Raw genomic sequence first — 21222 nt, 5'->3', positions numbered from 1 at the left:
AATGAAATAATTATATGAATTTTTAATGATCATTATGAATATTTTATATGTCTTTTATTTTGATGACCGAAAGTGTGATTTCAATTAGTGGACAAACCGCTCGATTTAATCCATCAATTTGGGAAAAAAGATGGATTAAAGGCTGGATTAGGATGATTAAATTTTAAGTACGGCATGAGCCGCTTCAAGAGTACAAACCGAATTCATTATTGGATTGTATTCTTCTTTTTGTAAAAATAACCCTATAATTTTTTGAGTTTGCTCTGAATGTTCCAGGGACAGCTGTTCTTTAAGGTAACGTTCCATTTCATCGCGATGCTCTATTGGTTTTCTTATCCACGATTCCCGTTTTGATGCAGGAATTATCAGATTCAGAACGGTTTTATTGTGTAAAGCATCGGTATGAAGCAAGATCGTAATATAATGATTTTTGTGATTTGGAGAGTATCTGGCTAAATAATCACCAGGATTCCTGAGTAAACACTTTGCAGCCTCCGTATCAATATTACCGTGGTACAAAGGAGCTTCTAGCTCTTTTTTTAATTCCGGATTCATTTTAAAAAATACTGCTGATTGGCAATAATCCCATTTTTTTGAATGATTTGGGGCTTCTGTCTGGTGTTTCATTGCATCTGTGTTTAGCACATTTTCAAAAAAGAGGACGGTTCGAGCGAGAGTTAATGCGGTGTAGACTCTGGATAATTGTTCAGTAAAACCAGCGCTGCAATGTCCATTTTGGCAAATTTTATGCAGTTGAGTACTTATCGATGCGAATCCATTTTGGTTTAAATGAACAAAATCAGATTCTGCAAATTTATCTAATGCTCTAATCAGATTGGCTTCTTTTGCTGTGTAGGCATCCGCTTTTAGAAACTGGTGCCATTGCGAAAGAGCTATTTCCAGATGAGTAAACTCATCGGTTCCTTCCCCAAAGCCCCAGCTCCATTGTAAATGAATCGCTTTTGCTTTTTGTAAAACACCCTCAAATAATTCACAAAACAGGTCATTAAAATGTTGAAGAGTAAGTGCGGCTGTTCCAAGAGAGCTATCGAGTAAGGCACAACAACGGTCGTACACTTTGGGAAATGTTGTGAATATTTGAAAAAGGTCGTCTCTTGAAAAGCATTCTACCCAGTGTTTGCTTCGTTCAGAAACTTTTCTTCCGCCTATAAAATCATCTAATAAACCGGTCTCATTCAGACGATTGAGCAGCATTTCTTCTGTATAAGTGGCCATGCTGGAAACCGTGATGGATTGTGGTACCAAGGGGGCGTGATCATTCATCAAATGGATCCCATCGTCTGGCTTCGCTTCCTCAATATTTATGTTCGTGAGATTGTTACTATTGGGCTGACTCTTTGAAGGTTCTGCCGGATGATTTATTTCTATTTTGCCTTTGCTCATATATACCTCTATTGATCGAACCGGCATTTTATCAAAAGAATATTAAGAAAAGATGATGCAATGTGTTTTTTATTTATCCATAACGAGATACTTTAGGGGCCTTGCCTGATAAGGCATTGGATTGAACTATAATGAAACATATGCTTCATTTTGGGGATTAACTTATTCGTTACTGAACAACGGTTCTGCCCTATTGCTCTATGGGGCAAAGCGTTATGTGATTTTTTGGGCGAGCAACAGACCAAATAAACCCGACATGGGCCGCCCCAGCTCATCTTTTTTATGCAAATAGCCTACCGATTCTTTATATTCCAGTATCGACCAGCCACTTTCCTGATACAGGTGATAGAGTTCTTCTTTTTGGGGCAGAAAAGTAAAAAACTCTGGCATTGAGTAGAGTTCTGAATGAATAGGAACTACTAAAAAATGATACCCATTTTTCCTGGTTGTTTTTTGGAGTTCACTGAGCAATTCTGGAATGCGTTGCTTGTTTAAAAATTGCAATGAGACAGTAGAAAGAACCAGGTCATAGGATTCAGGCTCAAGTTTCATAGGTTGGTTTAAATCATGTGCTATCGTATCGATTCCGGATAAGGACTCCTTATGGGTGATTTCTTTCAGAGTTTCCAATGCCATTGAATTGTTATCAATTCCTGTGACCCTGTGCCCCATTTTTGCCAGGTACAGTACATTTCTTCCTGAGCCACAGCCAATATCAAGAATTGATGCGGCTTGCAAATGACGTAAATAAGTTTGATAGACATACACTAAATCACTGTGTGCGGCTCCTAAATCGTATTTTTTATTGAAATAACGCTGGGGCATACAATAAAATTCAAGATTTGCCTTAAAAGGCTCACTGACGGGAATAATTTTATGCCATGCAGCAGGAGGAATCAGCAATTGGCGATGCTCTTTGTCAATTCGGCTGCGTGATAGTTCTTCTCCCTGACCGTTCAGGAATACAAAATCAATTGCTCCCTCAATTAAAGTAAGTTGCCCCCAGGTTCCTTCTTTAGTGCTGTGTTTTTCAAGGAAAAATTTGAGTTTTCCATGGCTTTCAAGCTCTATTTGTTTGTAACACATTAACTCACTGTATTCTTTTATCATGATGCACCTTTAATTTCTGCTCTTATTATCTGTAAGCTCTGATTCCAGTTTGGTTAAAAGAGTGCGCTCGCTCACCAATTTGTCAGCTAGCTGGTGATTGACATCTCGATGCTCTTCTTCATCAATGCGTACGGCCAGTAGTACCTCACGCAAGCGTGCGTCAGAAGCTAACCCCCAATAGGCTTTAGCAATGTACATAAAGGTAATCAGATGCATCCGTTCATTTTCAGCTTCTACGGTATGTATTACCTAGTTATTATATTAAAATGTATTTGAAATACAACTTTATGGGGTGGTTTTATCCAATATGTGTTCATAAAACAAAGCTGCCTTCAAGTGCCTTTTGATTACTGCTCGGTAGGTCATGGGATTTGAGGCTAAGTATCATAATGAATCCTGAGCTGTCAAAATGAAAACCTGGGATACGGCCCTGTGGGCCTGCTCCCAGGCTACGCTGGTTAAATGATATAGGTCCAGTCAATACAAATCATGGACATCTGGTGTTTCGAACGATCGTTGATATGATCACCTAATCAAATAAACCAGTGTAGCCTGGGAGTAGGCCCACAGGGCCGTATCCCAGGTTTTCTGCTCCCAGGTAACGTTGGTTGAATGATATAAGCCCCGACAATATCAATCATGGACATCTGGTGTTTCGAATGATCGTTGATATGATCACCTAATCAAATAAACCAGTGTAGCCTGGGAGTAGGCCCACAGGGCCGTATCCCAGGTTTTCTGCTCCCAGGCTACGCTGGTTAAATGATATAGGTCCAGTCAATACAAATCATGGACATCTGGTGTTTCGAATGATCGTTGATATGATCACCTAATCAAATAAACCAGTGTAGCCTGGGAGTAGGCCCACAGGGCCGTATCCCAGGTTTTCTGCTCCCAGGTAACGTTGGTTGAATGATATAAGCCCCGACAATATCAATCATGGACGTCTGGTATTTCAAATGATCGTTGATATGATCACCTAATCAAATAAATCAGCGTAGCCTGGGAGCAGGCCCAAAGGGCCGTATCCCAGGTTTGCATGTTTTTACAATTGATCTATTAAAATTAAATTTTGGATTATCGCAATCAATTACGGGCCTACCCATATTTACCATCTACATAATCCTGTGTTTCTTTTTTTTGAGCGGAATGAAAAATTATTGGTGTTTCGTTGTATTCAATCAGTGAACCGAGATACATGTACGCGGTATAATCTGATAATCGTGCTGCTTGTTGCATATTATGAGTCACGATAATAATAGTAAAATGTTCTTTAAGGGTATGTAACAAACTTTCTATCTTTGCAGTTGCTACAGGATCTAATGAAGAGGTGGGTTCATCCAGTAACAGTACCTCAGGTCTGATTGCAATAGCGCGTGCAATGCATAAACGTTGTTGCTGTCCTCCGGAAAGGCTTAAACCACTTACCTGCAGTTTATCTTTAACTTCATCCCACAAGCAGGCCTGTTGCAGCGCCCATTCAACGCGTTCTGCCAATTCATTTCGTTTCAGGCTTTCGTATAGCTTTACGCCAAACGCGACATTGTTGAAAATGGACATAGGAAATGGAGTGGGCTTTTGAAATACCATTCCAATTTTACTGCGGAGTTCATTAACATCCATTTTTAAAATGTTGATCTCATCCAAAATGATTTCACCTGACATTTTATGATTAGGATAAGTTATATGCATTAAATTTAAGGTGCGAAGAAAAGTAGATTTCCCACTCCCGGATGGACCAATCATCGCAGTGATTTTGTTTTCCATAAAGGATAAATTGATATGGTGCAATACTTGCGTAGTTCCATAATAAAAGCACATGTCACGAACTGAAATTTTTTCTTTAGAAACTTTGTTTTCCATATTCACCTCAGGCACTAATGTGCAATTTTGTGTTGCTTAATCAATAAACGGCATATTAAATTGATTATAAAAACCCATAAAGTAATCAGTAGGGCTCCAGTCCATGCTAATTGCTGCCAGTCAGGATAAGGGCTCATTGCAAAATTAAATATAGTGACTGGAAGATTTGCCATTGGCTGGTTCATGTTTAAATTAAGGAACTGATTATTCAGAGCAGTAAATAATAGTGGGGCTGCCTCGCCAACAATTCGTGACAATGCTAACAAGATACCAGTAAATACTGCACCGTTAATTACCCTGGAGAGTAAAAAAACAATAAGCCGCCATTGGGGAGCGCCTAAAGCCAAAACTGACTCTCTTAAGGTATAAGGTACCAGGGTATAAATATTTTCCGTTGTGCGGGCAACAATAGGAATCACTAAAATACTTAGTGCAAAACAGCCGGCCCAACCAGAAAAATGCCCTGTTTTAATCACATAAATCTGATAGATAAATAAACCAATAATAATGGATGGGGCGCCTAGCAAAATATCAATGATAAAACGCACGGTGGTTGAAAAAATTCCTTTAGGATGATATTCAGCAAGAAACACACCGGCCATAATGCCAATTGGCGCACCAATCAAGATAGCAAGGGTGCTTAAAAGCAAGCTTCCAGTAATTGAATTTAACAGTCCTCCACTGCTGCCTGGTGGTGGCGTCATCGATGTGATAACACTCCAATGTAATCCTGGATAACCTAATTTAATCAAAACATAAAATAACCATCCCAAAAATGATAAAGCAATAAACGTTGCCAGGCTTGCGATGATTAGCATCACGTAGTTGATTATTTTTCGTCGTATTATATGGAGTGTCATATTTCACCCTCAAGGATTATTCAGTTGTTTCTGGATAAAACTCAGTAAAATCCTGGATAACAATATAACCACTGAAGTTAAAATAAAAAGACAAAGACCTAGTTCCGTTAACGCAGCCAGAAACAGTTCGCTGGTAGCCTCGGTAAACTCATTTGCCAAAACAGAGGTCACGCTACTGGAGGGCATGAATAAAGACGTAGTCAGGGTATGGGCGTTTCCAATAACAAAAGCAACTGCCATCGTTTCTCCCAAAGCTCGCCCTAATCCCAACATAATACCCCCTATAAAACCACTACGTGCATAGGGAACCATGACATACCAAATCGTTTCCCAGGTCGTTGCTCCCAATGCATAAGCTGATTCTTGCAAGATGTCGGGTATCAGTTCAAACACATCGTACATAATGGAGGCAATAAAAGGGATGATCATAATTCCAAGAACAAGGCCTGCGGTAAACAGGCCGATACCGATTTGTGGCCCAGTGAACATATCGCCTATATAGGGTATCGCTTGTGTATTATGGTTAAGCCATGGTTGTACATAAGTACTTAAAATGGGTGCCAGAGCGAACAGGCCCCACATTCCATAAATAATACTGGGTATACCGGCAAGAACATCAATGGCAACACGTAAATACTTCCTTAATGCAAATGGAGCTATTTTTAGTGTAAATACCGTAATTCCAAAACTGATAGGAACAGCGATTAACAGGGCAATGAACGAAGTAATCATCGTTCCTGCTATAGCACTTGCAGCACCAAATTTTTGGAGTACAGGATCCCAGTTATCGTTAAACAGAAATTGAATACCAAAGGCATGAATTGCAGGGAGACTTCCTTTAATTAAAAAATAAAATATCCCTGCAAAAATAAGAACAATAGAAATAGCGCAGGATAGGCTCAAATAAAAAACAGAACTATTGATTAATGCGCTATTTCGTTTTGCTTTCATTTAATTAGTCCAAATTCCCTTACCTTGTTGGTCCTGAAATTTATTCGCCCATTCCGCATTTATCTGCTGAATTAATGACTCAGGCAGCGTTACGTATTCCAAAGCATTGGCATCTGATTTGCCATTTTTATAAGCCCAGCTAAAGAAATCAAGCACCGCTTTTGATTTGTCTTTATTGGCATCACTTACTTTGCTGTGCATCAAAATAAAAGTTGCACCCGTAATAGGCCAGCTTGCAGCCCCTGGTTCATCCGTTAAAATAACAGGTGTTTTCTTCCAGTCGGCATATTGCGCTGCTGCCTGAACGGAATCCATTGAAGCATTGACATAGGCATTCTCTTTATTTTTAAGCTGGGTTGCAGACAAATGGTTGCTTGTTGCATAGCTGTATTCAACATACCCAATGGAGCCTGGTATTTGTTTTACATAAAGTGCAACCCCTTCATTACCTTTTCCTGCAATACCAACAGGCCAGTTAACTGAAGCATCACTACCTACTTTTTGTGCCCAATCAGGGCTTACTTGTGACAAATAATGAGTAAATAAAAAAGAAGTGCCAGAACCATCAGAGCGATGTACGACAGTAATGTCCTGATCCGGAAGTTTCAATTCAGGGTTTAGCGCAACTATGGCAGGATCATTCCATTTTTTAACAGTACCCAGGAATATATCGGCCAGAAGGGGGCCTGTTAATTTTAATTCGCCAGAATGAACACCAGGTATATTGATCACCGGTACAACCGCACCCAGGACAGTTGGAAACTGAACCAGACCTGCTTCATGTAGTTCAGAATCTGTTAACGGTTTGTCAGAAGCACCGAAATCTACGGTACCCGCTTTGATTTGTTGAATACCACCACCGGATCCAATTGATTGATAGTTAATCTGAATTCCGGTTTTTTTGTGATAAGTCTCTGCCCATTTGGCATAAACGGGATATGGAAAAGTAGCACCAGCACCAACAATCGTCATTGACGCGAAAACTGAACTCGTACCCACCATCCCTGCAATTAAATGAATAGCAAATGATCCTAATTTCATTACCCGCTCCTTGCGAAAAGTAATTGCTTGCTGTGAAATGAGTTTTTTAACGCTTTGTTTTAATAACTATAATATAAAAACAAGAGTTTCGCTGGTAAACCTTACTATTTTATTAATTTTCAAATTTTCAGATACATAGCCGCACTCGCTTTAACCACGTTTACCCTATTGATGTTCATTAAGGGGGCTTTAATCGACGTTACTTATTCAACAGGCTCTCTACATGAAAAAAAATCTGTCTTGCTCGCGCCGGCGGACAACTATTTGGCATCGGTTTATTTTGATGAATGGTTGCCCGCCTGTGCGGGCAAGACAGGTTTTTTTTCATGTACAGAGTTCAATAGGTGCACTGCACCGTTTATAACATGTGTATTTGCTATAATAAAAAAGGGGATTATTTAAAAATGATATCGGACGGTCATCAGCTATGTTCTGTTTTCTAAATATCTCCACTCATACATCTTATGATGTGGACTTTCTTTTTATCCGTTATCAGCAGGAGTTGATGCTGTGAACCTCAAACAATTCAACTGCAAGTATTTGTTAAATGATGATCGCCTTCTTCTTCGGATTAACACGGTTGATCAGAGTGAGTATCTATTCTGGATCACACGTAGAATCACTCATTTTATTTTAAAGTCGACCAGCCAATACATTCAAAAAGCATACGAACAAAGGGCACCCTCAGTTGAGCACTTGATATTGGAGATAAAGCAAAGCAATAAACAGGTGGGAAATTTTACAAAAGCATTTATTCCTGGCTTTAATTATCCTCTAGGCGGTTCACCTGTGCTGGTGATGGATGCTAAGTTACAGATGATGAAAATCGGAGATCAAGATGTTTTTGCACTTGATTTTGTTCTACCCGGCGGCGCGAATTTAAATCTCAAACTACCCATGCCAATTATGAAATCGATGATTTTATTATTAGAAGAATTGAATGCTCAAGCCAAGTGGGGAAGCCCTGCTTGTAAGCAATAAGAGAGTGGCTCTGAACGAAGAACACCTTGACTGAAAAGAAAGTAGTTCAAATACCAGGTTTAAAAACACGGAGGTCAGAGATGCTGGATTCTGACCTCCGAGATGACTGTCTAGATTAATTTATAGACGTCGTCATCCTCTTCACTTAATGTAGGGTCGGGATCTGTGCTGGATGCTGCTTGGCCAAAAAAGCTTAAAAAACGAGGTACTTTCGGAAGCTCTGGTAAGGCGCTGGATATCAAGCTTAGTAAAGATTCTTGCTGTGATACCAAGGGTTGTGGCAAATGGTCTACAGAAAGTACTTGTGGATGATTTCTTATGTATTCATTACTGTCTTGAATGTAGGGGGATATCAGAGCCTCATATACACCTTGCCCATTGGGATACTGCATGTAACACAAATCTGCGATGTGAGTATTAACCTGACCTTTGTCGTCTCTGCCGTATTTTGCTGCAAGGTACGATTCTCCTTCTGGAGATATTACTGCCCAATGCAGGGCGCTGTATGAGTCTCTTTGACTGCGAAAGTCTTCAGGGCAGGTATCAACAAAGCTCGGCATATAGCGGGCACTTTCAACGTATGCTGCCAAAGTGGCGCTGCCAGGCTCAAGTAGTCCATCACCTATATGATTTACATGAATTTGGTAGGGGGTTACTTGATTGTAGCTGTCTTGTGTACGAATATCCCAGCCTGTATAGCTTAGTAATGATGGAATAACAGAACTCAAGTGAATGGCCAGGCAATTTTCGTCTAACAGGCCCTGAATTGCTTGCTGAAATGAAGAGAAGGTGTTGTTTAAAATACAACGGATCTCTACATGGCATTGTTTTTTGAATTCGTCACTTATCTTTTTGGCAACCGCTGCCCCGAATGAATCTCCCTGAAAAATAATGTCGTCTATAGGGACGCCTTTGCGAAGCAAATCATTCGCTACGGCCATACCAGTGTTTATCAAATCATTAACTTCTGAAACTTGTCCACCCAGTCGAGCCATTCCTGGATATTCAAAACCATAATAGCTTGCTCCGGTAGTATGTACCGCTTTTGCAATATCTTTTAAACTATCCTGATATAAAGTACAGATACCGGTAAAATAGATGACATGCTTTCCGTGTCCACTTAGGGTAGGAGATGAGCTGGAGCTGGTAGAGCTACTGGAACTGCTGACAGATGAATCAGGACGAAATGCCACAACTTCAATCTCACACTGTGACCGGTTCGCAAGGGTCACACCTACTTGATAACGCTCCAGGTCGATATTTTGGAAGTCATGGTAATATTTTCCTTCAGGTTGACGCTGAGCTTGTTCAAAATGAGCAAATCGCTCATCTAAAGACATCTCTGCAGTGCCGAAGTTATTTTTGACATACCAATCTGTACGATTAGATGAAAATGTTGCTGAACCTATTTGCTTTTGTATCAAACGTTGAAAATATGAATTAGGCATTTGTCTTCCTTAGTATGGACTTGTTCAGGTATTTTACATTAAGTTTATTTTTGAGTCAATAGTTGGGTTGTTTTACTCGTTTATCCAGTGTTAGCAAAGACGACAAATGAAATGGGGTTATTTAATGGGGGAGGTTACCAGTGGAGTTTTATTGAATAGTTAGATAATTCAAATGAATCAGGTGTAATTTATCTTGAATTATAGAAAGAGTACGGTATCTTACAGTCCATATTTTATGGCAAGTTATGATTAGGGAGAGTACTCATTTAATCATCCAGCCACCAGAACAAGCTTTAGGAAATAAGCTCTTAGACATTATTCTTATCAAGAAATAATGAACCAACTTCAATTGATATTATGGAATCAACAATGAAAAAATCTGCTTTCCTTATTTATTTATTATTTGCTTTTAATACTTATGCTTATAACGTCCGTTTGTTTTTTACTAATAATACTCCAGACACATTCAGACCTTTAGCGGTAATAAATTATAACCAAGAGGGCATCCCTTACGAACACTATATCGAACCGGAGGTTTCTGTTATTGAGCCTTATGCCCAAAATGTAAAAATTGATAAAGATCGTGCTGGAGTAGACAATTATATTCTGGTTTGGTTTGAACTCAATAATGAACAAAACCATTATAAAGACGCGTGTCTGGCCAGTTACATAGCGCTTACCAGAAGCAGTGATGTTTATTTCACTTTGTCCCGCAATACTGAAGAACCGTATCAATACCTTTGTGACCATAAGATCATTTTGAGCAATGAGGGTTGAACTATTTCATTTTCGCTGAATATCGTTGTTTTTTAACTTTTTGGGTCAAGCTTTACACTCGTCAGGCTAAGGGATAATTTTCCCCCACACTGAGCGTGAAGGGGGGATCAGATTTCCTTTTGTGCGACCTAGGCTCGTCCTTTTATGATTCCGTGCCAATATAATTTAGGGAATATAAATCGCTTTAAGAGCCACATGCTTCTGCGCTGTTGGGTCATATCGAATGGGAATGTTGGCATTAATGTTCCATCGTAACCAAACTCAGCAAGAATGACTTTACCTTTATCGGTAATTATAGGGCAAGCGGAATAACCGTTATAGCGAGCTGTAGGAGTCTCTCCTTTGGCAACGGCGAGAAGATTTGCTACAACTATGGGAGCTTGTTGGCGAATAGCCGCTGCTGTTTTTGAATTAGGAATACCGGTAACATCGCCAATACCAAAAATATTCTTATAATCAAGATGCTGTAATGTGTGCATGTCTACTTTCAGCCAATCTTTATGAGCGCCTGATTCAACAGCAAGTCCTGATTCCTGAATTAATTTAGGTGCGGCCATTGGGGGAACAACATGTAATAGATCATAAGGCATTGATATTTGATGGGTCTCTGATTGGATAATTCCATCGTGTTCGAATTCACGAGTTTGTTCAAACCAGGCGATGCGTTGGTGTGGATTAATTTGAGTCAAACGATGTGAAAATAATGGGGTAATACCTTTCTCAGCAACTAATTTTGTCAGGCTGTTTGCAAATGAAGGTACACTAAACATCGTTTTTCCTGCCGTTGCAAAAGTTATTTGCGTGTTTTGGCGTACTTTGTTTTTGCGGAAAATATAGTCTGCTAAATACATGATTTTCTGTGGTGCACCCGCGCATTTAATCGGAACAGGGGGCATGGTGAATAGCGCATTCCCACCTTTAAATTGATTGATCATTTGTGCTGTTTTAGTTACTGATTCCCTATGATAAATACTGCAAATTCCATGAGTTCCAATAAACTCAGATCCTGGAATCAGGTCAAAACGTGTTTCCAATCCTGTAGCCAGCACTAAAAAATCATAGTGAATTACCGTTCCATTGGCACAATGTACTTGTTGATTTGACGGATTAATTTTTACTGCTCGATCAGCAATCCACTCCACTCCTGAAGGAATTAAATTTTTTTGTTGTTTTTGAGAAGAAGTAAAATGACATATTCCAGCCCCTGCCAAAGTCCAAAGGGGTTGGTAGTAGTGTGTAGATGACGGTTCAATTAGTGCAATGGTTTGATTTTTAAGTGTTCTGTTTAAACGCGAAGCAATGGCTAATCCACCGCATCCTCCACCAATAATCAGATAAGTATAGCGTTTGTCCAATTCATTCTCCTGATAATAATCAGTTCCACATTTAAAGTGTACTGATTTGGCAAAATCCATTTTAGCTGGTAATGCTATTTCTCTAACGAGCAAATTTTATATTAATAAACAATTTGATACACTAAAAAATTCTTGATTTTTGTTTTAATGTCGAATCAGGGAGCTTGCAACTAAATCTTCTACACATCTTCGAAAAACCAGTTCAGTTTTATTTTTTTTGATTCCGCGGCCACAACCGCGGAAATTCGAAATGCAGCATGTATTCACCTATCAAGCGAATTCCCGAGGTTGTGACTTCGGGATGCAGGAACTGCCTGTTTGCACGCAAATCTGACATTTCTCCAAGATTCCATAGTTGTGACCAAGAGTCAGTTGCTCGCAAACAGGCTTAACTATGTCTCAGCATTCGGTAGCTGCTGTTAAATAAATCTAAGCCGAATTCCCGCGGCGAAGACCGCGGGATCTAATACTTGAATGCCACCATCATGGATCCCGCGGTCACAGCCGCGGGAATTCGGTTGAGATGGGGACTAATGTTGCACTTCGGATTTCTGTGGCTTTGATCCCAGGGTTCAGGATAACTGCGCTAGATCATTCTGCGCTCACAGCCGGGGAAATTCGAAATGCAGCATGTATTCACCTAAGCAAGGTACTAACGGTGAATGAATAACGCTCATCTAGAGTCAAATAAACTTATCCTCTTCGATATTCAGCAGCAGAAGGCTCTATGGTTGATTTTTCACCGCCGGGAGAAACTTGAGCCCATAAACGGTGTCATATCAACCCCATCTATAATGATGCTCCTCGAACTGAAGAACGTTGAGCCTCCAGTCATGTAAGAAGATCTACCATAAGCCGACATTGGTTTTGGCTGTATGGTGCCATTAATATATACATTGCCATTGTCGGTGTGGAGTTTTGTTGTGGCTTGCGAAGATGCTACTCTGACATCACCGTTATTTGTACTAACTTCTGCTTGCTCTGCCACCGCTTCAGCTCGAATAGTACCATTACTTGTTTTTAAACAGGTGTGTTTGCCGACATCATGGCAGGTGATGTTTCCATTGCTAGAAATCAACGATGAACTTTCGCCAACCTTGGTAACTTTAATATTTCCATTTTCAGTTTTGAGATAGCAGCTGCGTCCTATTTCCCCAGCTATAGAATAATCGGCGCAGAGAGACGTGATCGTTACGTTTTCACCAACATTACCTTGGACAGATAAAGTTCTTGGTTCACCTCCGCCTGTTATACACCTGATAGAAACATAACCTAATGTCAAACCACCTATTTGAGTACCTGAACGATATGACCGGGGTGTTTCTCTTAGCTCAATATGTGCACCATCATGAATAGAGCCATCAACAATAAGGCTTCCATCAGTAACAACAACTTTAGCACCTGCTCCTATACTTTCGGTCACATGAAGAGTTCCTTTGTGTTCAAAACATTCAGAGTCTTTAATTAGTTGTATCATCGTTTCTCTACTAGCGGCCATTACAATCTCCTGTAAATAAATAGGTTGGAATCTAAATCATTGCGCTCAATTTAGCTGAGCGACTGATTGTACCCAAACAATGAGACATCAATTACCGTATTTTCTACGGTGTATTAAGTGATTGTAATTGATGATTTTTCTTTTATTTTTTGTCTTCAAAAGCATCTTTATTCAGGATCTTTCTTGATTGATAATTCAAAACAGTTGTTACGCTCGCTGGATGGATCGACTATGTTTGGTATTAGCCTGGTTGCTCGTAACTGAATCTTATACACATCTTCACAAACCAGTCCGGTTCTACTTTACGGATCCCGCGGTCTTCGCCGCGGGATTTCGAAATGCAGCATGTACTCACATATCATGCGAATTTCCGCGGCTGTGACCGCGGAATCCATAACTTTGAGCTGGAATGTATTTTGAGGATATGCAGAAGATTCAGCACTCTTCAGTTGAGCGATACAGGTTTTGTACAGACAAATTAATATTCAACTCCCTGATTTAATGGCTCGGTTTAATTGTCGGTTTAACCGCGTGATCTTCATTAGCTTTTGCCACAAATTCCCTGAAAAAGGTTTGTGCGGACTTGCCTTCTCTATTTTTCAGTAAATACAACTGAGTATTATGGCCATCCGACCTGCTGTAACTGGCTTCCATTTTTCTATCGCTGCCTGCTTTTTTTCTGGCTGTAGTTAATTCATCGATTGCGCCTGGATCATTTTTATCAGCAGCTGAAATCAAACGGTCAATTTTGGCTTTTTCAGCATGTCGTTCACTCGAAAGCCCTTCATGTATCGACGCATAATGAGGTATTACAGGATCATCTATGCGATTTTGCCTGATGTCTTTTCGTGATCGGACCACAATATACTCTTTATATTGGTTGGGAATGCTTTTGAAAGCACTGATGGCGTCAATTTCCCAATTCGCTAAAAGAAGAGCTAATTTTACGATGGGTTTAATCAACCATCCTAAAACCTTTCCTCCAAAGGTTTCTTTTTGGCCTATTGCTTCCCCGAATACATTTTTTTCCAGACGTGCATGTCCTACCAGAAAATTGGTGAGATTTGAAAAAGAACGGCTATTAAAAATATTAATAGGTTGACCTTGCTGATGAAAATGCTGTGCAACCAGAGATCCAACACCTGCACCCAGAGAGTGGGCCTTCAATGTTATGTTTTGTGCAGGTACTCCTTGATCCAGTAATCGTTGTACCTGAGCAATGCCATCGGTTACTAAATCATCTTTTGACAGGGCGCGCTTCGAACTTTGGCCAACGCCTCGAAGATTAAAACCAACAATCTTCGCATCCAGTGCCAGGGCATCCTCACGCATTTCATCCAGAATATCTTCGTAGCACATGCCGTTTCCAACTAAATTGATGATGTATTTTTGGAATTGTGGCTCAATTTGCTTTTGTGATTCAGGGGTTATCTCAAAGGTGTCTAATTCTGCGCCATCATGAGTTATTACTTTATGTTGTTCACATGAGATTTGATTGGTATTGAAGCGAGAAGCATCTTCGATCTTAAAATATGAACTATTCATGTCTTGAGCGGGTAAAACGAGGCTGCCAATAGCTTTTCCAGCTAACTTATTTACACCGATTTTTAATAGATCCCAAAATAGAACAGGAGGAAAAACAGTACGAAGACCAATAAATTTAAACCATTGCCAATTAGTGTATTGTGGTTTTGGTGCTTGATAGACGGTCATGGGAGTGATCCTGATGAATTCATATTGTTTGTATTATACACATAAAATATTAAGGATCTATTATGCTGATTTTTAGCATGGGCCAGGCGAATATATTGACCTGGTTGATAAAAATAAATTGATATAACAGTAATCACTAATGTCATTATAGATTCAAAAAGACTCAAAAAAACACCTGTTGATCTCATAGAGTTCAGTGTGTAAAATACATTCATTTTTTATTGGGAATGTACACATGCCAAGTTTATTGAATCTCAAAATATTTAACCCCGCCTTGATTTATAGTTTTGAACCGGAGTCTTCACCCACTGCCCTTATGTACGGTGAAACGATGAGTGAAGTGCCTTTTAAAATAGGGCAACACGAGGATATGTATCATGCTTATTTATACGCTGAGGATGTTATTTTACCCTGGATTCATACCAATGGCCTGGCTGCATTAACTCCTGAAATTTTCGAAAATTGGATAATCAAGATTCATGAGCACATGGGTAAAAGCTTGCTCTCGAACGGCGAAGACATGAAAAGCGGGGAATATTCCAAAACGTTGATTGTTCGTTGGCATTACGGCAGCAACATGATGAATCAATTGGCTCTGTATATGGCAAATTTATATCAACCAAAGTTATCTGAGGCTCAATTTTTGAAGATGCTTGTTAAAGAAAATGAGGGTCTTCCTATGGAATATGCAAAAAAGTTTTTGCATATTGTGCAACGACTGGCTCGTGATTCTGGCGCTCCTATCCATCCTTCTTTCGAAAAGACAACGAAATTGAAGGGGCCTTTTCTTGGATTCGGTACAGCGATGAACCGAATGGCTACCGCCTGGCATGAAAATCTGTTATCGGAACACGAACGTCCGATTGTGGAGAAAATAGCTCTGTTTGTCGATTATCCAGAACGTTTACCCAATCAAGTTCGTCATTTTGCTGAAGAGATGGTTGCGCGATGGAAACAACTCGACAATCAGGATCTCACTGCTGTGAGCGAATTCTGTGCTGATCTATTTTATCGCTTTACTCATATCCACCCATTTCCCAATGCTAATGGCCGAACTGCAACAGCATTGAATAATATTATTTTAAGAAGTATTGGTTTGCCCGATATTATTATGCGGAAACCTGGTGATCGTAGTTCCACTGAGGGCAGTTATGCGGACGCCATAGCAAATATTGAAAAAGACAGAAGACCTTTAGCGGCACATATATTTCAATGCATCACGGAAGCTCAAACCAAGCCATATGCTGATTCTTCTTTAGAACAACTCATTGAAATACGAATGGCCTTGAGTCGAATTTTAATGGAAATAAAAGCAACCAAACCAAGCTATGATTTGAATCTAATTGACAGTTTGTTTGCGGCCAGAAATCCTATTGTTCAATTTTTAGATGGAAATGATAACAAACACTCTCTGCTGGCGTGCCAGCTCTTGATGGTCACTGCCCAGGATGTTTTAACCGGGTTAAAGAAAGAAGCTGCTATGAGACAATCAGCGAGCAGTTCTGTATCCTCTCTTTCATTTCTAAAGCCTGCTCACGATCCAGTTCTTTTGAACAAAGGGATGACGGAATTAACTGGAGTTCAGGGTTGGAAGGTAACCAACAAAAGCTCTTTGAGTATATGGCGTTATTTTGATTCTGAAGCTGAGGCCAATCAAATTGTTGCAGGTCTCAAGCAGTTGAATTTCTGTGAGGCTAATGTGCGTACAACAAAAGGAGATGGTAAAATAATTGTGTTGTGCACCGCTATTAATACAGAAAAACTGCTGAGCGCACCCCAATCACATGCATCGTGTAGCTATTAAGCGTTCTGATTTTCGAGTACGTTACAATCAGCCAGCAGGTTTTCTGGCTGATTGTATTTCTTTAATAGGTCGAACTTTTGGGAATATTTTCTAACAACGATATTTAAATGCTAAAGTTGCGCCCTGTAGAACCAAGTCATTCGTATGAGTGCCTGTGGCGTTATCAAACACCTGAAACTGATTAAACCAATCGGAAATTTCATAACCTATTTTTACCGAGTACTTTTTATAATCCATCTTGATACCAACAAGACCCTGTAATGACAAGGCTCCCAGATCTCGTTTTCCAACAATAACAGAACCAATTTGCGCTGAATCATTTCGAATGAGAGTGTCGTAGATAGACCACTTGCCCCACATGTAGGAAGTGGCAAAATCAGCCATTAGACTGTATCGAAGAGCATCCTTACTATAAAATAACCATTGGCTTTCCAGTCCTATTTTGGGTCCGAATCCGGTGAAATTATTGGTGACCTGTTCCAGAACAGAAACTAAGCCGTAATAGCCAGTATTGATGCGTTGATTGATAGCGCCTCCTTTCAATCCAATGAGAGGGCTAATGTTTAAGGACTCACCGACTTGAATGCTCTTATTGAGATCGAGATCGAATATAGAGTAGTCAATAGTAAACTTGACTGTTGCTGATTGATAAAAGGTCTCGACAAATTTGCTCGGCATAAAGGCCGAGATAACATTATCGTGGGTTGTAGCATTTGCTTGCACGGAGTATCTTGTATAAAAGGCTTTGATATTCCAATCTGCTTTTTGCAGGCCGGCTCCTATTCGAAATCCTGGTGCAAAATCAAAATCAATCGTTTTGTAGGCGATAATTTGATTTGGTAACCTTAAATTATTGGTTAACGCCCAATCTACTGTTTCAGATGCTTGCCAATACAAAGCATCTGCATAAAAATCAATTGCATAGGCAAATGAGGAGCAAAAGAATCCTGCACCAATTATAATTTGATTAAAATACCGCATGTGGCACCTTGTAATGTTAAATCACCATGTATAGGAACTGCCTGAAAAATGGGTATCCTTAATTGGTTACTCCAAAATTGCATTTCATATCCCGCTTTAACGGTCACTTGGGCTTTTGCTTGAAAGGACCACTCTAGTCCCAAAAAGCCTCTAGTCATAAAGGCTCCAAGCATGGAGTTTTTCGTATTGGATGTGACTGTTTTTTCAGGAATAAAGCCCAATAGCGCTTGTGGTTGATGATAAACGTCTTTTATATTCCAATGTCCCCATAAAAAGGCGGTTGCAAAATCACTACGAATATTAATGTTTTTATACAGGTGCCATACACTGTCTATGCCAAAGTTGGGGCCTATTCCCCAAAAATTATTTTTTAAGTATTCAGTAGCAGTGTATAAAGGGGTATTGAATAAGTATTCCTGCCATGAGGAATTTATTGATTGGTTGATTGTTCCCCCTTTAATACCTATAAATGGGCGGACTGCTAATGTATCAAGCGGTTTAAATTGATGGCCTACTTCAGCATCGACCATATTCAGGATTAATCTCCAGTTTAACTGCGCCGCATTAAATACGTTTTGTACTGTAAATCCATTAAAAAATTCAGGCAGAATAATCTCATTCGCATTGGCTGTTATTGATTCATGTGCTTTGTTCGAAAAATATGTCCAATACAATTTGGTATCAAATAAGGCAGGTTGTTCGTATTGCAGTCCCACTCGGACTCCAGGACTCCAACCAAAATACACATTAGGCTCAGTGTAGGTATTTGATGGGCGAGGAGGCGGAGGTTCAGGGATTTGAATGGTTTGAACGTAGGCCCAGGTTGAGGTTGATTCCTGTGACGCATGCCAATAAATAAGATCTTCAAAAACCGTGAATTCACCTGAAGCCGCGCTGGAAAAGCTTAAGAAGCTCAAGAGAGCGCATGCACTAATGTGTCGTTGTTTCATTATTAATCTTAATCAAAAGTGAATAAAAAATCGAATACACCGCCTTGCAGATAGAGAGAATCATTTGTCTTCCCCATATCAAAAGTGTAATACCTCAACTGATTGAACCAAACTTGGCCTTCATAGCCCAGGCGAATGTTCCATTGTGTTTTATTGATAGCTCCTACCCATTCCATGCCTAGATATCCTTTTGCCATGGGGGCGGCTGTTGACAAGCTGTCATTAATGATGCTAATCGATACCGGGGTATTATCATAATAAACGTCCGCTAATGCCCAGTGCCCCCATAAAAATGCGCCTGAGACAGTACCGACAAGGTTTAATTGATGATGTGCCGGCTCAAATAAATGCCAGGTAGAATCCAAACCGAATGATGGTCCTAATCCTTTAAAATTATTGGTCATTTGTTCTGTAGCTGATGAAAAGGTTGTGATTCGTGTAGGAGTGGGGTTTGCATTAGTGGTTGGTTTGTATGGTTCTTGCCAGGATGTATTGATGTTCTGATTAATAATGGCTGCTTTAAGTCCTGCAAATGGACGCAGATTAAGAAGAGAATTTATTGTAACCGTTCGGCCAACTTCCAGATCAAGGGTATTATATAATAGATTCCATTGTATGCCTGCTTGATGATAATAAGGTCCGGAAATACCATCGCCTGCAAGATTGTTCGCATAAAAGTTACCGGCGAAGGCTGAGTGAATTTCACCAGAATTGATGCGTGCCTGATTTGTTCCTTTAGTTTTATATCCTGTGAAATAAAGCTGTATGTTCCAGGGGTTCTCGGTTTTGTTGTTATAACCAATGCCCAGTCTAAAACCGGGGTCCCATTTGAAAGGTACATCCAGAAATTGAATGTGTTCATTGACTTCAGAAGGTTGAAGAATCTGAGCCCAATTATCATCACTCACTTCTCGTACTTGCCACATGAGCAGGTCTAAAAATACAAAGGTGGTGTTATTTGTCGGGTTGCTGGTATTGGGAACACCAAAAACCTGACTGGCAGCACAGAGCAATAACAGAAAAAATCCTTTTTTCAAAAACATTCTCCAACAACGGTGTTTTATTCGTATCAATTTGGGCGGGCAATTTACTGGAAATTATCTATAAAGTCCAGATTAGCTTTGGATAAAAAAATGAATAGAACCGAGTTGGGTTTTAGAGCAATGGTCAACAGTCACTGGAAAATTGAACCGAATGTACTGCGAGTATTTTTTTCAGTTTTTAAAAATTCCGGGTAAGGATATAGCAAAATAAGGGGAACGCTGGAGGTGAATGTAATTCAACAGTTGTTCTTTGCACTCTGAAGTTAATTCATCCTTTATACGAATTGTTGCAATGCATTGCAGTAATTGTTTGTTTTTATTGATATCCTCGTACGATTTCTTTTCAAAGTAATCAAGATTTTCCGGAGACGTTGCGAATGATTTGGAATCGTTCCAATCAAGAACTGGATTTAAACGTATATAAATGAGTTTGGGTAATTGACTATCCGGTATGGTGGACAGTTCATGTCTCATAAAAAAACTGAGATATTCGCTTGCTGCCTCACTGTTTGTTTCAGTAGTTGCGGCAATCAAGTTAGGCATCCATTGTGTTAATCCCCAATGGTAACTTTCCTGATTGCTGCTCATTTCAGGATAATTTCCTGTCCCCAGGGAAAGCACAACATAGTGTTGTACATCTGGACAAATTTTTGCAGCCAATCGGACCGTCATATATGCAGGATTATTGATAATGAGACCAAGGTCAGCGATGTTGTATTTTATTTGATGAGCATGAGTTGAGAACATTACAGGAGCGTATACTCCCATAACTGAAGTTGCTCCAGATACGATATCTGCAATTGAATATTGATTTAAAGAATTATCACATTTTATCCAATTACAGAAGATGAGTATATTTTTGTGTTTAATGTCGTAAGCAAAAAGAGCAACATGATTTGTTAAATTTTTTAAGGTCGTATTTTTAAAGTTTTTTTTAAAAAAATTATTTTTATTGTATGAATTGAATAAAGGCATTATTAACCCATTTAACGAGATTATCCTGTAAATAATGCTTTGGGAAAAAAAATCGGGGGATTTTTTCTTATATAAATTGCTAATCTGTTTTGCAGTGAAATGATAGGTGTCGGGCATGTCGGGTTGTACTTTTGAAAGAGCCGCAACAATAATCGCGCCTGTTGATATGCCACCCATTAAATTAAAAATATTTGCTGTACCGTTAGGGTTATATTGTTCTAAATATTTTAAATAGGTTAATGGTATCAATCCACGTGTTCCCCCACCGTCAATGGTCAAAATGGTGTAATAGTTTTTGGGGCAAATACGTTCCTCACTCGGAGAAGTTTGCGCTGCTGTTTCTACTGGATAAACTGTGTTTTGCTTTAAAATATGAGAAGAGATATTGTGCATTAACAGGCTATAGAGGATTATCAGTGCTAACACTATTGAAGATACTGTATAAATAATCTTCATGTTCTGAGCCTC

Annotated in this window: 18 protein-coding genes; 3 read left to right on the top strand and 15 right to left on the bottom strand. The window is 39.5% G+C overall.

Going from position 1 to position 21222, the window contains the following annotated elements:
* Window positions 1-156 precede the first annotated feature (156 nt).
* The 7 genes from ELY21_RS06060 to pstS form a co-directional block, all read right to left on the bottom strand.
* Window positions 157-1404: a hypothetical protein gene (locus ELY21_RS06060; RefSeq protein WP_127107819.1), complete on the bottom strand. Its 1248-nt coding sequence runs from the start codon at window positions 1402-1404 to the stop codon at window positions 157-159.
* A gap of 213 nt (window positions 1405-1617) precedes the next feature.
* Window positions 1618-2514, bottom strand: coding sequence for an SAM-dependent methyltransferase TehB (tehB, locus tag ELY21_RS06055; RefSeq protein ID WP_127107817.1), 897 nt, complete (start codon window positions 2512-2514; stop codon window positions 1618-1620).
* Window positions 2515-2523: 9 nt separating this feature from the next.
* The gene (locus ELY21_RS06050; RefSeq protein WP_233588672.1) at window positions 2524-2730 is read right to left on the bottom strand and encodes an alternative oxidase; all 207 of its coding nucleotides are present in this window, start codon (window positions 2728-2730) and stop codon (window positions 2524-2526) included.
* 882 nt (window positions 2731-3612) lie between these two features.
* Window positions 3613-4377 (bottom strand): phosphate ABC transporter ATP-binding protein PstB, encoded by a 765-nt coding sequence (gene pstB / locus ELY21_RS06045; RefSeq protein ID WP_127107815.1) that lies wholly within the window; start codon window positions 4375-4377, stop codon window positions 3613-3615.
* 14 nt (window positions 4378-4391) lie between these two features.
* Window positions 4392-5237 (bottom strand): phosphate ABC transporter permease PstA, encoded by an 846-nt coding sequence (gene pstA / locus ELY21_RS06040; RefSeq protein ID WP_127107813.1) that lies wholly within the window; start codon window positions 5235-5237, stop codon window positions 4392-4394.
* 9 nt (window positions 5238-5246) lie between these two features.
* Complete coding sequence (pstC, locus tag ELY21_RS06035; protein ID WP_127107811.1) at window positions 5247-6188, bottom strand: phosphate ABC transporter permease subunit PstC; 942 nt, start codon at window positions 6186-6188, stop codon at window positions 5247-5249.
* Window positions 6189-7229, bottom strand: a complete 1041-nt coding sequence (gene pstS, locus ELY21_RS06030; protein WP_199741647.1) for a phosphate ABC transporter substrate-binding protein PstS — start codon at window positions 7227-7229, stop codon at window positions 6189-6191.
* Between the two features lie 510 nt (window positions 7230-7739).
* Here pstS and ELY21_RS06025 point away from each other — a divergent pair.
* The gene (locus ELY21_RS06025; RefSeq protein ID WP_127107809.1) at window positions 7740-8210 is read left to right on the top strand and encodes a hypothetical protein; all 471 of its coding nucleotides are present in this window, start codon (window positions 7740-7742) and stop codon (window positions 8208-8210) included.
* Between the two features lie 110 nt (window positions 8211-8320).
* Here the strand turns inward: ELY21_RS06025 and sdbB are convergent, their stop codons facing one another.
* Window positions 8321-9658 (bottom strand): Dot/Icm T4SS effector alpha/beta hydrolase, encoded by a 1338-nt coding sequence (sdbB, locus tag ELY21_RS06020; RefSeq protein ID WP_127107807.1) that lies wholly within the window; start codon window positions 9656-9658, stop codon window positions 8321-8323.
* A 369-nt stretch (window positions 9659-10027) separates the two neighbouring features.
* Here sdbB and ELY21_RS06015 point away from each other — a divergent pair, with 369 nt between their 5' ends.
* Window positions 10028-10435 (top strand): hypothetical protein, encoded by a 408-nt coding sequence (locus ELY21_RS06015; protein WP_127107805.1) that lies wholly within the window; start codon window positions 10028-10030, stop codon window positions 10433-10435.
* A gap of 128 nt (window positions 10436-10563) precedes the next feature.
* On the opposite strand, the gene ELY21_RS06010 is transcribed toward ELY21_RS06015, so the two are convergent.
* From ELY21_RS06010 to ELY21_RS06000, 3 genes are all read right to left on the bottom strand, one after another.
* A complete protein-coding gene (locus ELY21_RS06010) occupies window positions 10564-11790 on the bottom strand; it encodes an FAD/NAD(P)-binding oxidoreductase (RefSeq protein WP_158618521.1) in 1227 nt (408 codons plus the stop codon).
* 739 nt (window positions 11791-12529) lie between these two features.
* On the bottom strand, window positions 12530-13288 hold the full coding sequence (locus ELY21_RS06005; RefSeq protein WP_127107801.1) for a DUF4097 family beta strand repeat-containing protein: 759 nt from the start codon (window positions 13286-13288) through the stop codon (window positions 12530-12532).
* Between the two features lie 498 nt (window positions 13289-13786).
* Window positions 13787-15001, bottom strand: coding sequence for a protein SidB (locus ELY21_RS06000; protein WP_127107799.1), 1215 nt, complete (start codon window positions 14999-15001; stop codon window positions 13787-13789).
* A 235-nt stretch (window positions 15002-15236) separates the two neighbouring features.
* On the opposite strand from ELY21_RS06000, the gene ELY21_RS05995 reads away from it, so the two are divergent.
* The gene (locus ELY21_RS05995) at window positions 15237-16805 is read left to right on the top strand and encodes a Fic family protein (protein WP_127107797.1); all 1569 of its coding nucleotides are present in this window, start codon (window positions 15237-15239) and stop codon (window positions 16803-16805) included.
* Window positions 16806-16895: 90 nt separating this feature from the next.
* On the opposite strand, the gene ELY21_RS05990 is transcribed toward ELY21_RS05995, so the two are convergent.
* From ELY21_RS05990 to ELY21_RS05975, 4 genes are all read right to left on the bottom strand, one after another.
* Window positions 16896-17786 (bottom strand): Lpg1974 family pore-forming outer membrane protein, encoded by an 891-nt coding sequence (locus tag ELY21_RS05990; protein ID WP_127107795.1) that lies wholly within the window; start codon window positions 17784-17786, stop codon window positions 16896-16898.
* Window positions 17762-18736, bottom strand: a complete 975-nt coding sequence (locus tag ELY21_RS05985; RefSeq protein ID WP_127107793.1) for an Lpg1974 family pore-forming outer membrane protein — start codon at window positions 18734-18736, stop codon at window positions 17762-17764. The genes ELY21_RS05990 and ELY21_RS05985 overlap by 25 nt, the downstream gene beginning before the upstream one ends.
* Window positions 18737-18744: 8 nt before the next feature.
* Window positions 18745-19773, bottom strand: a complete 1029-nt coding sequence (locus tag ELY21_RS05980) for an Lpg1974 family pore-forming outer membrane protein (RefSeq protein ID WP_127107791.1) — start codon at window positions 19771-19773, stop codon at window positions 18745-18747.
* Between the two features lie 177 nt (window positions 19774-19950).
* A complete protein-coding gene (locus ELY21_RS05975; protein WP_127107789.1) occupies window positions 19951-21210 on the bottom strand; it encodes a patatin-like phospholipase family protein in 1260 nt (419 codons plus the stop codon).
* Window positions 21211-21222: the final 12 nt, after the last annotated feature.

Source organism: Legionella sp. km535, assembly GCF_003990085.1.
Taxonomy (GTDB): domain Bacteria; phylum Pseudomonadota; class Gammaproteobacteria; order Legionellales; family Legionellaceae; genus Legionella; species Legionella moravica.
This window is presented reverse-complemented; position numbering and strand designations above follow the sequence as displayed.

Bases quoted from the DNA above. Each gene is read 5' to 3' on its own strand.
- ELY21_RS06060 (WP_127107819.1), bottom strand. From the start codon at position 1,404: ATGAGCAAAGGCAAAATAGAAATAAATCATCCGGCAGAACCTTCAAAG.
- tehB (WP_127107817.1), bottom strand. From the start codon at position 2,514: ATGATAAAAGAATACAGTGAGTTAATGTGTTACAAACAAATAGAGCTT.
- ELY21_RS06050 (WP_233588672.1), bottom strand. From the start codon at position 2,730: ATGCATCTGATTACCTTTATGTACATTGCTAAAGCCTATTGGGGGTTA.
- pstB (WP_127107815.1), bottom strand. From the start codon at position 4,377: ATGGAAAACAAAGTTTCTAAAGAAAAAATTTCAGTTCGTGACATGTGC.
- pstA (WP_127107813.1), bottom strand. From the start codon at position 5,237: ATGACACTCCATATAATACGACGAAAAATAATCAACTACGTGATGCTA.
- pstC (WP_127107811.1), bottom strand. From the start codon at position 6,188: ATGAAAGCAAAACGAAATAGCGCATTAATCAATAGTTCTGTTTTTTAT.
- pstS (WP_199741647.1), bottom strand. From the start codon at position 7,229: ATGAAATTAGGATCATTTGCTATTCATTTAATTGCAGGGATGGTGGGT.
- sdbB (WP_127107807.1), bottom strand. From the start codon at position 9,658: ATGCCTAATTCATATTTTCAACGTTTGATACAAAAGCAAATAGGTTCA.
- ELY21_RS06015 (WP_127107805.1), top strand. From the start codon at position 10,028: ATGAAAAAATCTGCTTTCCTTATTTATTTATTATTTGCTTTTAATACT.
- ELY21_RS06005 (WP_127107801.1), bottom strand. From the start codon at position 13,288: ATGGCCGCTAGTAGAGAAACGATGATACAACTAATTAAAGACTCTGAA.
- ELY21_RS06000 (WP_127107799.1), bottom strand. From the start codon at position 15,001: ATGACCGTCTATCAAGCACCAAAACCACAATACACTAATTGGCAATGG.
- ELY21_RS05995 (WP_127107797.1), top strand. From the start codon at position 15,237: ATGCCAAGTTTATTGAATCTCAAAATATTTAACCCCGCCTTGATTTAT.
- ELY21_RS05990 (WP_127107795.1), bottom strand. From the start codon at position 17,786: ATGCGGTATTTTAATCAAATTATAATTGGTGCAGGATTCTTTTGCTCC.
- ELY21_RS05985 (WP_127107793.1), bottom strand. From the start codon at position 18,736: ATGAAACAACGACACATTAGTGCATGCGCTCTCTTGAGCTTCTTAAGC.
- ELY21_RS05975 (WP_127107789.1), bottom strand. From the start codon at position 21,210: ATGAAGATTATTTATACAGTATCTTCAATAGTGTTAGCACTGATAATC.